The organism is Pandoraea sp. NE5, from assembly GCF_024363545.1.
Classification (GTDB): Bacteria; Pseudomonadota; Gammaproteobacteria; order Burkholderiales; family Burkholderiaceae; genus Pandoraea; species Pandoraea cepalis.
In genome coordinates, this window is the sequence record NZ_AP025517.1 from 1416862 (window position 1) to 1429045 (window position 12184).

Annotated in this window: 14 protein-coding genes and 1 tRNA gene; 5 read left to right on the top strand and 10 right to left on the bottom strand. The window is 61.9% G+C overall.

The annotated features are described in order from the left end of the window. Position 1: 1 nt before the first annotated feature. Positions 2-694, bottom strand: a complete 693-nt coding sequence (locus PanNE5_RS06520; RefSeq protein WP_017231482.1) for an amino acid ABC transporter permease — start codon at positions 692-694, stop codon at positions 2-4. 15 nt (positions 695-709) lie between these two features. Beyond that, entirely contained in the window at positions 710-1534 is an 825-nt protein-coding gene (locus tag PanNE5_RS06525) for a transporter substrate-binding domain-containing protein (protein WP_017231481.1), read from the bottom strand. Between the two features lie 189 nt (positions 1535-1723). Between PanNE5_RS06525 and PanNE5_RS06530 the strand changes: the two genes are divergently transcribed. The 5 genes from PanNE5_RS06530 (at position 1724) to PanNE5_RS06550 (ending at position 5836) form a co-directional block, all read left to right on the top strand. Beyond that, positions 1724-2602, top strand: coding sequence for a LysR substrate-binding domain-containing protein (locus PanNE5_RS06530; RefSeq protein ID WP_017231480.1), 879 nt, complete (start codon positions 1724-1726; stop codon positions 2600-2602). 114 nt (positions 2603-2716) lie between these two features. Beyond that, positions 2717-2986, top strand: coding sequence for a metal/formaldehyde-sensitive transcriptional repressor (locus PanNE5_RS06535; RefSeq protein WP_261939449.1), 270 nt, complete (start codon positions 2717-2719; stop codon positions 2984-2986). A gap of 13 nt (positions 2987-2999) precedes the next feature. Then, on the top strand, positions 3000-3629 hold the full coding sequence (locus PanNE5_RS06540) for an ATP-binding cassette domain-containing protein (protein WP_017231478.1): 630 nt from the start codon (positions 3000-3002) through the stop codon (positions 3627-3629). Between the two features lie 197 nt (positions 3630-3826). Continuing rightward, positions 3827-5695 (top strand): methyl-accepting chemotaxis protein, encoded by a 1869-nt coding sequence (locus PanNE5_RS06545; RefSeq protein WP_017231477.1) that lies wholly within the window; start codon positions 3827-3829, stop codon positions 5693-5695. Positions 5696-5751: 56 nt separating this feature from the next. After that, positions 5752-5836: transfer RNA gene (locus PanNE5_RS06550), tRNA-Leu, on the top strand. A 78-nt stretch (positions 5837-5914) separates the two neighbouring features. Here PanNE5_RS06550 and PanNE5_RS06555 read toward each other — a convergent pair. The 8 genes from PanNE5_RS06555 to PanNE5_RS06590 form a co-directional block, all read right to left on the bottom strand. Then, complete coding sequence (locus PanNE5_RS06555) at positions 5915-6430, bottom strand: DUF2127 domain-containing protein (RefSeq protein WP_017231476.1); 516 nt, start codon at positions 6428-6430, stop codon at positions 5915-5917. Beyond that, positions 6430-7827 (bottom strand): ATP-binding protein, encoded by a 1398-nt coding sequence (locus PanNE5_RS06560; protein WP_261939450.1) that lies wholly within the window; start codon positions 7825-7827, stop codon positions 6430-6432. The genes PanNE5_RS06555 and PanNE5_RS06560 overlap by 1 nt, the downstream gene beginning before the upstream one ends. After that, the gene (locus PanNE5_RS06565) at positions 7803-8468 is read right to left on the bottom strand and encodes a response regulator transcription factor (RefSeq protein ID WP_261939451.1); all 666 of its coding nucleotides are present in this window, start codon (positions 8466-8468) and stop codon (positions 7803-7805) included. Before PanNE5_RS06565 ends, PanNE5_RS06560 begins: the two co-directional genes overlap by 25 nt. Positions 8469-8491: 23 nt before the next feature. After that, on the bottom strand, positions 8492-9250 hold the full coding sequence (locus tag PanNE5_RS06570; protein WP_261939452.1) for a hypothetical protein: 759 nt from the start codon (positions 9248-9250) through the stop codon (positions 8492-8494). A gap of 22 nt (positions 9251-9272) precedes the next feature. Further along, complete coding sequence (locus PanNE5_RS06575; RefSeq protein ID WP_026131501.1) at positions 9273-10067, bottom strand: membrane protein; 795 nt, start codon at positions 10065-10067, stop codon at positions 9273-9275. A gap of 66 nt (positions 10068-10133) precedes the next feature. Next, a complete protein-coding gene (locus PanNE5_RS06580) occupies positions 10134-10730 on the bottom strand; it encodes an undecaprenyl-diphosphatase (protein WP_261939453.1) in 597 nt (198 codons plus the stop codon). 270 nt (positions 10731-11000) lie between these two features. Next, the gene (locus PanNE5_RS06585; RefSeq protein WP_150553183.1) at positions 11001-11561 is read right to left on the bottom strand and encodes a cytochrome b; all 561 of its coding nucleotides are present in this window, start codon (positions 11559-11561) and stop codon (positions 11001-11003) included. A gap of 165 nt (positions 11562-11726) precedes the next feature. Continuing rightward, on the bottom strand, positions 11727-12137 hold the full coding sequence (locus tag PanNE5_RS06590; protein WP_261939454.1) for a DUF4148 domain-containing protein: 411 nt from the start codon (positions 12135-12137) through the stop codon (positions 11727-11729). Between the last annotated feature and the right edge of the window lie 47 nt (positions 12138-12184).

Genomic DNA, 12184 nt, shown 5'->3' on the forward strand with positions numbered 1-12184 from the left:
CTCAAACTCCCGAGGGCGCCGTACGGCGTTTGGCAACGTGCTCGGAGAGCGCCATCAAGGCCAGCGTGCCGATCAGATACAGGATCGTCGCCACCATGAACACATCGAACGTGCGGAACGTCAGGTTGTCGATCTGACGCGTGCGATACATCAGTTCGTGCACGCCAATCGCCATTGCCAGCGAGCTGTTCTTGAAGAGCAACAGCGCCTGATTGAGCAACGCGGGCGTCGCCACACGAATACCCTGCGGCAGCACGACATAACGGAACGACTGCAAGTACGTGAGACCGATCGACCACGCGGCCTCCTGCTGCGTGTGCGGAATCGCGCGCAGCCCCGAGCGCAGGTCTTCGGAGATGAACGCGCCGGCATTGAGCGCCAGGGCCAGCGTTGCGAAGACAAACTCGGTGTTGCCCGCGTTGATCCAGTCGCGCAGGCCTTCAGGCAGCAGTTGCGGCACGCCGAAGTACCATACAAGAATCTGCACCAGCACCGGCACGTTGCGGTGATATTCCACCACCACGATCACGAAGCCCTTGAAGAGCTTGACCGGCAGGGCGCGCAGCGTGGTGAGCACCACGCCCACCACGATCGCCAGGAGTCCCGAGACCACGAACAGTTGGAGCGTGGTCAGCACCCCGTCGCGAAACAGCTTCAGGTAGCCGTCTTCGAGCAGAAACGAAAGATCGAACATTACGCCGCGTCTCGCTTACTGCACCTTGATCGGCTCGACCTTATAGTCGCGCGTGAACTTGTAGACCGACTTGTTGCCGAGCCACTTGTCGAAGCTGTCCTGCAAACCATTCGACTTGTCGTAGTCGACCAGAATCTTGTTCACGGCGGCGAGCAAAGCGGGTTCGTTCTTGTTGGTCACCACGCCCCAACGTTCTTCGAAGACCGACTTGGTGAGCAGTCGGTATTGCTGTCCGCCCTTGGCGGCAGCTTCATTGGCGAAGCGCGCCAGAATCAGTTGGCCCGCCACCAGCCCCTCGACCTTACCTTGCTGCAGCGCGAGGAACGCCGACGAAATGTCGTGGAAGGTGAGCAGGTTCGAATCGGGCAGACGCGTGACCGACACGGCGGCCGAGCTGGACCCCTCGGACGCGGCAATCTTCTTGCCCGCGAGCTGATCGAGCGTCTGCACCGGCGAGTCGGCGCGCACCAGCACGCGAATCGGGGCAACGAAGTACTGGTCGCTGAAGTCGACCTGAGCGGCACGGGCCGGCATCCAGGCAACGGCGGCAGCCAGCACGTCGACGCGATGCGTCTTGAGTTCGGGGATGCGGGCGTCGGTCGACAGCGCACGGTGTTCGAGCTTCACGCCCAATCCCTTCGCGATCGCGTTGCACACGTCAACGTCGAATCCGACGATCTTGCGCGTGGCCGCGTCGGGAAACGCATACGGCTCGCTGGCGTTCTGCGTGCCGCAAACAAGCGTGCCGCGCGCCTTGATGTCGGCCAGTTGGTCAGCGTGTGCGACGCCCGTGATGGCGAGTGTTGCGAACAGCGCGGCTGCAAAGTGTCGTTGCCACATGATCCTGAGTCTCCTTGAGTTCGACCGAAGGGCGAATCGATGATCAGGGGGGCCGGTCAACGCCAGCTTCCGCCCGATTACATAAATATTGCTTGAGTGTCAGGCAGGTTATCGACCAAAATCCCCGAGAACAATTTAATTTTTATCCCTGAAACATTAGCGCGCCTGAAGCATTGGCGCAGAACCGTCATGCGAAATCTGGATATCGACCTGTTGCGCACTTTCGTGGCGATTGCGCAGCACGAGACGTTTGCGGCAGCCGCCACGCGCGTGGGACGCACCCAGTCTGCCATCACCCAGCAGATGCAGCGGCTCGAACAGGAGATGGGGTGCGCGCTGTTCGAAAAGCAGGGCCGGCAGAAGGCGATGACCGCCGATGGCGTGCGGCTCGTGGCCTATGCGAACAAGATCCTGGCGCTCAACGACCAGGCCGTACAGGTCATGCAAACGCGCGGACCGGTGGAAAAGCTGCGCATTGGATCGCCGCACGACGTGGCCGACTCGATTCTGCCGAGCATGTTGCGACGGTTATCGAAACTCTCGGCGGAATTGCAGTTGGAGATCATCGTCGGCCGCAGCCCGCATTTGATGGACGCCCTGCGCGACAAGGAGCTGGATCTGGCGATCTCGACGCGCTACGACGAAGCCTTCCCCGGCATCAAGCTGCGCACTTCGCCGATGGTGTGGATCTGTGCCGACGACTTCATCTTCAATTCGTCCGCGCCTGTGCCGCTGGTGATGGCCGACGAACTGAGCCTGTTTCGCCGCTTGTCCATCGAGCGGCTCAACGCGGCGGGCATCGCCTGGCGCACGAGCTTCATCTCGCCGACACTGACCGGCATCAGGGCGGCGATCAGCGCGGGCCTCGGGGTGACGGCTCGCACCACCGAGCTTCTCGATGCGAACATGCGCGTGCTCTCTGAAGCCGACGGCCTGCCGCGCTTGCCCGACGTCGCGTTCTATCTATACGTGCAGCCGACGTGTACAAGTCAGGTCCTGCGCGAATTGTTCGAGTCGACGGAGCACATCGCCACGCGCTTCGGTCCACCGTTTCTGATCGGCGAGTAATCGGCGGCGCGCCTCCGATCCGCGGGAAGCCGAATCGGGGATATACTGGCCCCTAGTATGTACGTGCTAACATTTTCGGCCATTTGATCGACACAGACAGGAGCGCGACAGACCGTGCACACGATTCGGGAAAAGCACAAGTTGCTGGCACGCGTACGTCGCATTCAGGGCCAGGCACAGGCGTTGGAGCGGCAACTAAACGAAGAGGGCGACTGTATCGAGATTCTCCAGCAGATCGCGGCGATTCGCGGGGCGGTCAACGGCTTGATGGGCGCGGTCATCGAGGGGCATCTCGTCGATCACCTCGTCAACGAGTCCGAGCAGGCACGTCGCGAGGCCGAACTGGCCCCCGTGCTTCATGTCATCAAGGCCTATCTGAAGTAGCCGTCACACGCCCATGCTTCGTTTCGAGAATCTTGCCAAACGCTTCGGCACTTTCACGCTTTTCCAGCACCTGAGCTTCCGCGCCGAGCGCGGATGCTTTGCTCTGCGCGACGAAGGGGGCGGCGGCAAGACCACGCTGCTCGGCATGCTCGCGGGCACGGTCGTGCCGGACGACGGCCAGGTCTGGATCGACGGACATGCCATGCGCGACGCCCCTGCCGAGGCCAAGGCGTCGCTCGCCGTGGTGCCGTTCGACTGCCTGGGCGAGCCGTCGCAAACCGGACGTGGCTTTCTCGAACAGCGCGCCGCCGACAGGCAAACGCACGTGAGTGCCAGCGTGCTCGATCTGGCCGAGCGGTTCGGGCTGATGCCGCATATGGAAAAGCGCTTCGACCAGATGTCGCTCGGCACACGTCGAAAATACTATTTGACCGCCACGCACTTCGGCAGCCCGCGTGTGATTCTCGCGGACGAACCCAGTGGCGGACTCGATGCCGCCTCGCGCGCCGTGCTGATCGACTGGTTCACGACCCTCGGCAAGGATTGCTGCGTCTTCTTCTCGACCCACGACGATGCGCTGGCTGACGGTTGCCACGCGACAACGCTCGGCTTCCCCGATCTCACGCGCCCCAGCACCCGCTGAATTCCCGCTCGCCCTGCCGTGGGCCGCAAGGCGCACTCATGCGCTCATTGATCCGCACTCATTAAAGTTTCGGCCTCCCCCAGCCGTAAGCGCAGAGAGTAATGCTGCAATGTATCAATGCGACGGCGCAGGTGGCACCGCCTAGCCCGTCGCCCCCCCATTCAACGGTCCGCACGCGGGCCTACCGATGAAAGCTCATGAAAGTCACTTCGTTGCGAACCCGGATTCTGCTCATTTCCTGCCTGACGGTGGTGGGCGCGCTGATTCTCTCTGGCATCACGACTTACGTCATCGTGCGTGACAGCATGATGTCGAGCATCGCCGACACGCTGTCGGCCGTGGCCAATGGGAATGCCGGCACCATCGAGCGCTGGTCCGCCGACAAAGCGCAGGCGGTCGTGGCGACGTCGCAAGTCGTCGAGAAAGGAGATCCGGCCGGGCTCGTGAAGCTCATGGGCAAGACCAACGACTTCCCGATCACGAGCATCGGCTGGTCGGACAAGACATTCTTCTCCACCGCGCCCACGCCGCCGGACTACGACCCGACGGCGCGTCCGTGGTACAAGAGCGCCCTGGCGGCAGGCAAGCTCACCGTCACCAAGCCGTATGGCGATTCGTCGACGGGCATTCCGTATGTCGCCTTCACCGCGCCGATCCTGCGTGACGGCCAGACCACCGGCGTGGTCAGCGGCGCCGTGGCGCTCACTGGTGTGCAGGACATCATCAAGGCGGTGCATCCCACGCCGTCGAGCCTCGCGCTGGTGGTGGCGAGCGACGGTCAGGTGATCGCTCACCCGGATAACAAGTTCTCGCTCAAGCCGTCGACGGACGTGGCGCCCGCGCTCACCGCCGACTCGCTGCCGGGCATGGCTGCCGACGGCGCCGCACCGGTCGCGATGGAACTCTCCGGCGCACCCAAGCTGCTCAAGGCCAAGCGCATTCCGGGCACGGACTGGTATCTGGTGGTGGCGCTCGACCGCACGGAAGCCACAGCGGGCCTGACGCATGTGCTGGACGCAACAGGCATCACGCTCGTGATATTGACGTTAATCGCACTGGTCATTGCCTCCATCTTTACGTCGCGCGCGTTCAAGCGTCTGTCGATCGTGCGCGACGCCATGGACACCATCGGCTCGGGTGACGGCGACCTGACGCAGCGTCTCGATGTCATCGGGCAGGACGAGGTGGCGCAAATCTCGAAGTCGTTCAACGCATTCGTCGACAAGATCAGCTCGGTGATGCTCGACGTGCGCTCGGGCGTGTCGTCGATGACATCGGCCACCAGCGAGATCGAGATGGGCAACCGCGATCTGTCGCAACGTACGGAAGCTTCGGCAGGGTCGTTGCAGGAGACGTCGTCGGCGCTCACGGAGATGACGTCCAGCGTCAAGCAGACGGCCGAGACCGCCGAGCATGCCACGCGCCTGGCCAACGATGCGAGCGCCGCCGCCGCGCGTGGCGGTCAGGTCGTCACCGATGCGGTCGGCACGATGGCGGCGATCACGCAGTCGTCGGAACGCATCACGGAGATCATCAGCGTGATCGACGGTATTGCGTTCCAAACCAACATCCTGGCGCTCAACGCGGCGGTGGAGGCGGCACGTGCGGGCGAGCAGGGACGCGGCTTCGCCGTGGTGGCGGGCGAGGTTCGCACGCTGGCCCAACGCAGTGCGGCGGCCGCTCAGGAAATCAAGACGCTGATCGAGACGTCGGTGCAGAATGTCAAGAGCGGTACGGAACGGGTGCAGGCGGCAGGCACCACGATGAACGAAATCGTTGACGGAATTACGCGCGTGCAGCGTCTGGTGAGCGAGATCAACGGCGCCATGACCGAGCAGAGCACGGGCATCAGCCAGATTGACCGCTCGGTCTCGGAGATGGATCAGGCCACACAGCAGAACGCCGCGCTGGTGGAAGAATCGGCGGCCGCGTCGGCCATGCTGAGCGAGCAGGCTCGTATGCTGGCGGAGACGGTGGCGCGCTTCCGTCTGCGCGATGGGCAGCACGCGGCGCCGCACGCGCCGTCGTTGTCGGTCGTGGGGTCGACGAAGCGTCGGGCGGCCTGAGGGGCTATAACGGCCGTTCACAAAACTCGATTTTCCCGTTACAATCGCCGTCCCCTGCCCAGGTGGCGGAATTGGTAGACGCACTATCTTGAGGGGGTAGCGCCGAGAGGCGTGCGGGTTCGAGTCCCGCCCTGGGCACCAGGCATTCAAAAGGCAGATGAACGCGAGTTCGTCTGCCTTTTTGTTTTACGAGCCTGTTTCACTGACGCCCGGAGGCCGTTAGCTGCGCGTGACGGTTCCGGCGTTCCCACGCGCATGGAGCGTCTTCGAGAGGCGATATTCGTGCCACGTCAGTGCAATGATGGCAATGTCGAGTGCCGAGAGGACCAGCAGCCAAGGCGAATGGGTGAACGTGAATCGGTAGAGTTGGTAGGCGACGAACAGGGCGAACGCGACCATCGAAACGGGGAAATACCAGAGCTTGTCGCGCAGCAAGCCAATGATCAGCCATAACTTGATCACGCCGTGCGCGAGCAGGTAAGCCGCCGCGAACTTCTGTGAGCTGACGGAAAGATGCTGCACCGTATGCAGCAAAAAGCGGGCGACGACATCGTGCGGATCTTCCGCAATTTCGTTCCCCGTCACCCAAAGCACGGTCGACAGCAGGAAATGCCGGGGGATAAAGTACGCCACGACGCCGCCGACGATCTCGGCAAGGGCGAAGAGCGCCTTTATCCACAGGCTCGCCTCGAAGACGAAATGGAGCCGCTTCTCGTAGACGTCGGAGAAGCCCATCACGCCCCGCCCCCCTCATGCACATTGGTCGATGCGCCCGGTACGACGACGGTCACGCTCAGGCCCGTTCGCGCGACCTCATCCGCGTAGGCGAGGCGCACATCGGCGCCGGCCTTCTCTGCAATGGCCTTCACGATCGACAACCCTAAGCCCGACCCCACTTCGCTGGTGCCCAGCCCTCGGTAGAAAGCATCGAAAACACGATCGCGCTCCTTCGGCGCGATCCCCGGACCGGTATCCTTGACGCACAAAACCGTCTGTCCCTTGCCCGACGAGAGCATCATGTCCACGCGCCCCCCGGCCGGCGTATAGCGAATGGCGTTGTCGACCAGGTTCTTGATCAGCATGCTCAGGTCCGCCTCGCTCATCGGTAGCGACGCGTCCTCACTCGCCTCGATGCCGAGGTCGATTCCCTTCGCTTCGGCCAGGGGGTACAGCGTTTCCAGCGTTTGACGGAAGACCCGCAGAACGGAGTCGGTGGTGGCATGCCTGTCGCTCTGCGTCGCCTGCACGCTGGACAACGTCAGCAGGTGCTCGAGCATGTGTCGACCGCGCTCGATGCCTTGGCGCAATTCCACCAGGCGCTCCCTGGCCGTCGCGGACATATCCGCCTCGGCAAGGCGCTCTGCCTGAAGCGAAAGCGCCGTCAACGGCGTGCGCAATTCATGCGCGGCGTCGGCCACGAAGCGGTGCTGCGCGTCGACCGACGTCGACACGCGCGACAACAGGTTGTTGATGGCACGCAGAAACGGACGAATCTCGTTCGGCAGATGTTCGGTCGACACCGGATGCAGCTCGCTGTATTGACGCCTGTCGATCTCGCTCGACAGGCTCGCCACCGGCCGGAATATCCTGCGCACCAGCCAACCGACCACCAGCAGCAACACGGGAACGAATGCCACGAGCGGCATGATGGTCCGGATCGCGCTGGTCCGGGCGATCTGGTCGCGCACGTCCGTCTCTTGCGCCACCGCGATACGCGCGCCGGATTGCAGCGTCTTGACCAGCACCCGATACGGCTCTTTGCCCACGGTGACGGTCGACAGGCCGTCGGCCATCGTCACCGGCAGCGACAGCGGCAGCTTGTCGTCGCCGTCGCCCGCGCCCGGACGCGTTGCCACGCCGAGCGGCTGAACAACCACGCGTGCCTCCTCACCGCTCGCCTGGGGCGCCTGAGGCGCCTGGAGATTGCGAAATTCGCTGGTCTGCAGATGGTTGTTATCGACGAGGGCCGCGACCTGACGCAGCACATCGTCCTGCAGTTCGTGGGCTTCGTCGAACGCTGCGGCGAACGAAATGACCCCGGCGATCACGGCAAAGACGAGGATCGCCACCGAGAGCCACAGGCTCAGGCGCAGGCGAATGGAATCGCTCAATCGCCCTTTAATACCATCCATCCCGCTCCCCTCACGTTTTTAATGATGCTCGAGCCGAGCTTCTTGCGAAGCGAGTGAATGAGAAATTCGATGGCGTTGCTCTCGACCTCGTCTCCCCACCCGTAAATCCGGTCTTCCAGATCGCTTCTGGACAGGATGGCACCGGGCCGCGTCAGCAACGCCTGCAGCAACGCGAACTCCCGATTCGACAATTGCACCGGTGCAACGTCCGACGTATGCGCTTGCCGGGTGCCCGGATCGAGGGTGACGATGCCATTCGACATGACCGGCAGCGCCTGTCCCGCCTGACGTCGCATGACGGCCCGGATGCGGGCGAGCAATTCCGCCATCTCGAAAGGCTTCAGCACGTAGTCGTCAGCGCCAGCGTCAAGGCCCTTCAAGCGTTCCGGCAGCGTATCGCGCGCCGTGACAATGATGATGGGAACCTGATGCCCTCGCGATCTCAGGCTTTGCAGCACCACATGACCATCTTTGCCCGGCAGGCCCAGATCCAGCAGTACCAGGTCGTAATGCTGGCAGTCGGCTGCCGCCAGCGCCGCCTGCCCGTCGGTAACCCAATCCACGGCGAATGTCGCATCCTTGAGCGAATCGCGAACGACACTGCCGATCATTGGATCATCTTCGACGAGCAAGATGCGCATGCCATTTCCTTTCTAGCGACGGATCAATGCGCTTTCGCCGCGGCGCGTTGCCGGAACAAGAGCAGACTCGTCAGAATAAATGCAAGCAGGGCAAACGACGCCGAGTACCGGCTCAGGGCAAGCCCACCGGCGCTGATCGGCTTGTCCAGAAAATCGCCGACAACGGCACCCAGCGGACGCGTCAGGATGAACGCTGCCCAGAACAGGAACGTGCGCGACGTGCGTGTCCACAAATACGCACCGACGAGAATCAACAGGAGCGCGCCGAACACCACGGCCGCGCCCGTATAGCCGAGCCCCGCGGTGTCCGCCGTCCAGTCACCCAATGCGGTGCCCAGCGTCTGGGAAAACATGATCGTAACCCAATAAAACGCTTCGGCCTTGGGCGAGTGGATCGAATGCACGGACACGGAGCCCATCGTTCGGTACCAGAGCCACAGAGAGCCAAGCAGCAAGGCGAGCAGGATCGACGAGCCTCCGGCGTAGCCGATGCCAAGCGACCGATCGGCGAAGTCCGCGAGTGTGGTGCCGACCGTCGTCGTGGCAATGATCGTCACCCAGTACAACGCGGGCGAAAATGCCTTGGCACGAATCTGCGCCGAGACGGCAATGGCGAACACCACCGCGAAGATCGCGGTGCCGACAAGGTAGCCGAGATTCATGGACATCGAGACGGCATCGCCTCCGGTCTCGCCCAGGGTCGTGGCGGCGATCTTGATCACCCAGAACAAGAGGGTGACCTCGGGGACCTTGCTAAGTGTTTTCTGTACGGTTGTATTCACGGTTGGAAGTGTCCTAGAGAATTCAGACTTGCTGACGCGCTGCATTGCGCTCGGCAATGGAGAGATACAGGACCAGCGCTATGATTGCCGTAACGAATACGGCGCTCGTGCCGACAACACCCAGGCCCAGACCACCATTGGAAATGGGTTGCGACAGAAGATCACCACACGAGGCGCCGAACGGGCGAGTCAGGATATAGGCGATCCAGAACGTGGTGACAGCGTTTCGCTGAAACACAAATCTCGCAATGGCAGCCAGGCCGATCAGCGCACCGAACATCAAAGCGGAGTTCGCGTACCCAAGATTCAGACCTTCGGCCACCCAGTCGCCCGCTGCCGTGCCGAGTGCGAAGGTGAGCAAAATTGCGGTCCAATAGAAAAGCTCACGTTTCATCGTGTCGATCGAATGAATCGACAAGGTCCGCTCCTTCGCATACCAAATCCCGAATGTCGTGAGCAACGCGGCCGAAAACGCAAGCGTCGACACGGCAAGCGGTACGCCAAGGTTGTCGCTCAAGTTGTCGGTGACGAGCGTTCCGAAAACACTGACAAATACGACGGTGCTCCAATAGCGCCATGGGATGTATCGGCGCGCATTGATTTGCAGTCCCAGGAAGATCGCCAGAAGCAAGCCCATCACGGCAGACGTACCGGTCAATCCGAACCCGAGATTGACGTTCAAGAAGTCGGCCGCCGTCTCTCCGACCGTCGTTGACATCATCTTGATGAGCCAGAACGTCAAGGTCACTTCAGGCACTTTGTTTAACCATGCCGGGCTAGATGCATTGATACGATTCATGCTTGCCTCCGGGTTCATTAGATAACATGTGAAGTGTCCAACAAGACGCTTAGCTCACCCTTAGTCCGTCACACGGCATGTGGCTCATGCCCGAACCCATCCACGTTCGATCAAACGTGCGAAAAGCTTCCGGTGAATCGCCATGGCCAGACGGTAGGCGGCTGTTCGAAGCCAGCGCATTTGCCGCGTGGCAAGCCAAGCGGAAATGCCTGCAACAACTGCCGATCCCGCCATATCCATCGGGTAATGCACGCCGAGGAAGATGCGTGCCCAGGCCACAGGGAGGCCGAGCAGTGCGACGGCAATGCCCGCCGTTCGGGTTCGATTGTCCAGCAGGAGCGCGCAGGCGACGGACCAGATCAGCGTGAGGTGATCGCTCGGAAATGAACTGTCTGCCGCGTGCGCCAGATAAGTGTGTCCGATGCCAACGATAAACGGGCGCGGATGTTGCCACACCCAGCCAATCGCCTGATTGACAGCGAGGCCGATGGCGCCGGCCATGGCGGCGGCAATCAGCGACCGGCGCTGCGCCTCGTCGGCGCGCAGCCACAACAGCCCCATTGCCACAGGCACCGTCAGAATCAAGTACTGCGCAAAGAAAACCGCCATGCCGAATACCGGGGGCGTGGGTAACGCCGATGCATTGAGCATGAGAAACAACGTGTCATTCAGGCGCTCCATGCGGCGTCTTCCTTGAAATGAGCGTGCTACGAAAATGGCGCGGGAAATTGCGCAAACCGAAGCCTATGCCCCCACTCTTAGCCACGCATTAGAAACTGTCGTTATCTGCGCGGTTTCGGGGCGGTGATGGTGGCGGCGCATGAAGGCCCGCTTGTATCGACAAACGAATTCGCCCGCAACCACCGGGAACGGTGGGCGGGCGAATGTGTTTGCTGCGGAAATTCGTGTCGCGCGACGGCGATCAGACAGCGTCGCGCGACAAACCGGCCGTTAGCGGGTCGTGCTGGGTTCCGGCTGGTTCTGCACGGGAAGCATCTTGTGCAAGGTGCCGTCACGCAGCACCCAGTGATGGTAAAGCGCGGCACAGATATGCATCCCGATCGCGCCAAGCAACACGTAGGCAAGGAACGAGTGCACGTCGCCCATCGAGTGGCCGAAAGACGATCCCTGCGTCGACAACGCGGGCAACGGCACCACGCCCAGCAACTTCAGTCCGTAGCCCCGCGCCGACGCGTTGATCCAGCCCAGGACGGGCACGACCACCAACAGCGCATACAAGCCCTTGTGCGCAACCGACGCGAACATGTGCAAGATCGACTTCTTGTCTTTCGTCGGCGTGCTGCGACAGCGCGACCACACCAGTCGAATCGCGGTGAGTCCCAGAATCGTGACGCCCAGCGAGAGATGCCACGCGACAAGTCCGATGGCGGGCGTGTTGCGCGTGATATCGGGCATCGTCAAGGCGACAACGAATTGCGCAGCCAACAAGGCTGCAGTAAGCCAGTGCAGATAGCGGGATGCCGCATCGTAACGGGTAATGGTTTGTTTCATCGAAGCCTCTTCGCCACTGATTGAAAACGTAATCCGGCTGACACGGTCGCCAAGCGCCGTGCCCCATGGATCAGAATTCTGGGGCGCGACACTTAGCGAAGACTTAGCAAGTGCGCATTTCGTGACCGAATCGTCAATGTCGAACGGTCTGACGGCGCATGGCGATTACGGATGCGCATACTGACGCTCGATCGACGTCTCACTCGCGACCTGCATCTTCGGTGTCCACGCCGTGTGTGTGCGGGCCGTCAGGTGAACCACGGGATAGGCGTTACGTGACTGCGTGAGCAAGCCGTGTTGCTCGGCCCGGCTCAGGCTTTGCTCGACGGCAAGCCGCGTGACGTGCATTTGAGGACGATGGAGCATCGCGGTCTCAGGATAGACGGTGTCGCCTTGCTGCATCAGTCCGTGCTTTTCCGCGCTTACGAGTTGCGCGTACACCTGCGCACGTGTGAGTGACGAGGACGGAGCACCGCTGGACATCACGGATTGGCTTTGTGCCGCTTGCGCGTTGATTTGTACTGCACCAAGCAATCCCGCCACGGCAACGAGCGCAGCAACATATGAGGTCTTCATGATCGAACTCCTAAGGGTGACGATGAGTGTGAAGGGGCGATGACTCG

Bases quoted from the DNA above. Each gene is read 5' to 3' on its own strand.
- PanNE5_RS06575 (WP_026131501.1), bottom strand. From the start codon at position 10,067: ATGAACCCGGAGGCAAGCATGAATCGTATCAATGCATCTAGCCCGGCA.
- PanNE5_RS06585 (WP_150553183.1), bottom strand. From the start codon at position 11,561: ATGAAACAAACCATTACCCGTTACGATGCGGCATCCCGCTATCTGCAC.
- PanNE5_RS06530 (WP_017231480.1), top strand. From the start codon at position 1,724: ATGCGAAATCTGGATATCGACCTGTTGCGCACTTTCGTGGCGATTGCG.
- PanNE5_RS06580 (WP_261939453.1), bottom strand. From the start codon at position 10,730: ATGGAGCGCCTGAATGACACGTTGTTTCTCATGCTCAATGCATCGGCG.
- PanNE5_RS06590 (WP_261939454.1), bottom strand. From the start codon at position 12,137: ATGAAGACCTCATATGTTGCTGCGCTCGTTGCCGTGGCGGGATTGCTT.
- PanNE5_RS06525 (WP_017231481.1), bottom strand. From the start codon at position 1,534: ATGTGGCAACGACACTTTGCAGCCGCGCTGTTCGCAACACTCGCCATC.
- PanNE5_RS06565 (WP_261939451.1), bottom strand. From the start codon at position 8,468: ATGCGCATCTTGCTCGTCGAAGATGATCCAATGATCGGCAGTGTCGTT.
- PanNE5_RS06555 (WP_017231476.1), bottom strand. From the start codon at position 6,430: ATGGGCTTCTCCGACGTCTACGAGAAGCGGCTCCATTTCGTCTTCGAG.
- PanNE5_RS06560 (WP_261939450.1), bottom strand. From the start codon at position 7,827: ATGGATGGTATTAAAGGGCGATTGAGCGATTCCATTCGCCTGCGCCTG.
- PanNE5_RS06545 (WP_017231477.1), top strand. From the start codon at position 3,827: ATGAAAGTCACTTCGTTGCGAACCCGGATTCTGCTCATTTCCTGCCTG.
- PanNE5_RS06540 (WP_017231478.1), top strand. From the start codon at position 3,000: ATGCTTCGTTTCGAGAATCTTGCCAAACGCTTCGGCACTTTCACGCTT.
- PanNE5_RS06520 (WP_017231482.1), bottom strand. From the start codon at position 694: ATGTTCGATCTTTCGTTTCTGCTCGAAGACGGCTACCTGAAGCTGTTT.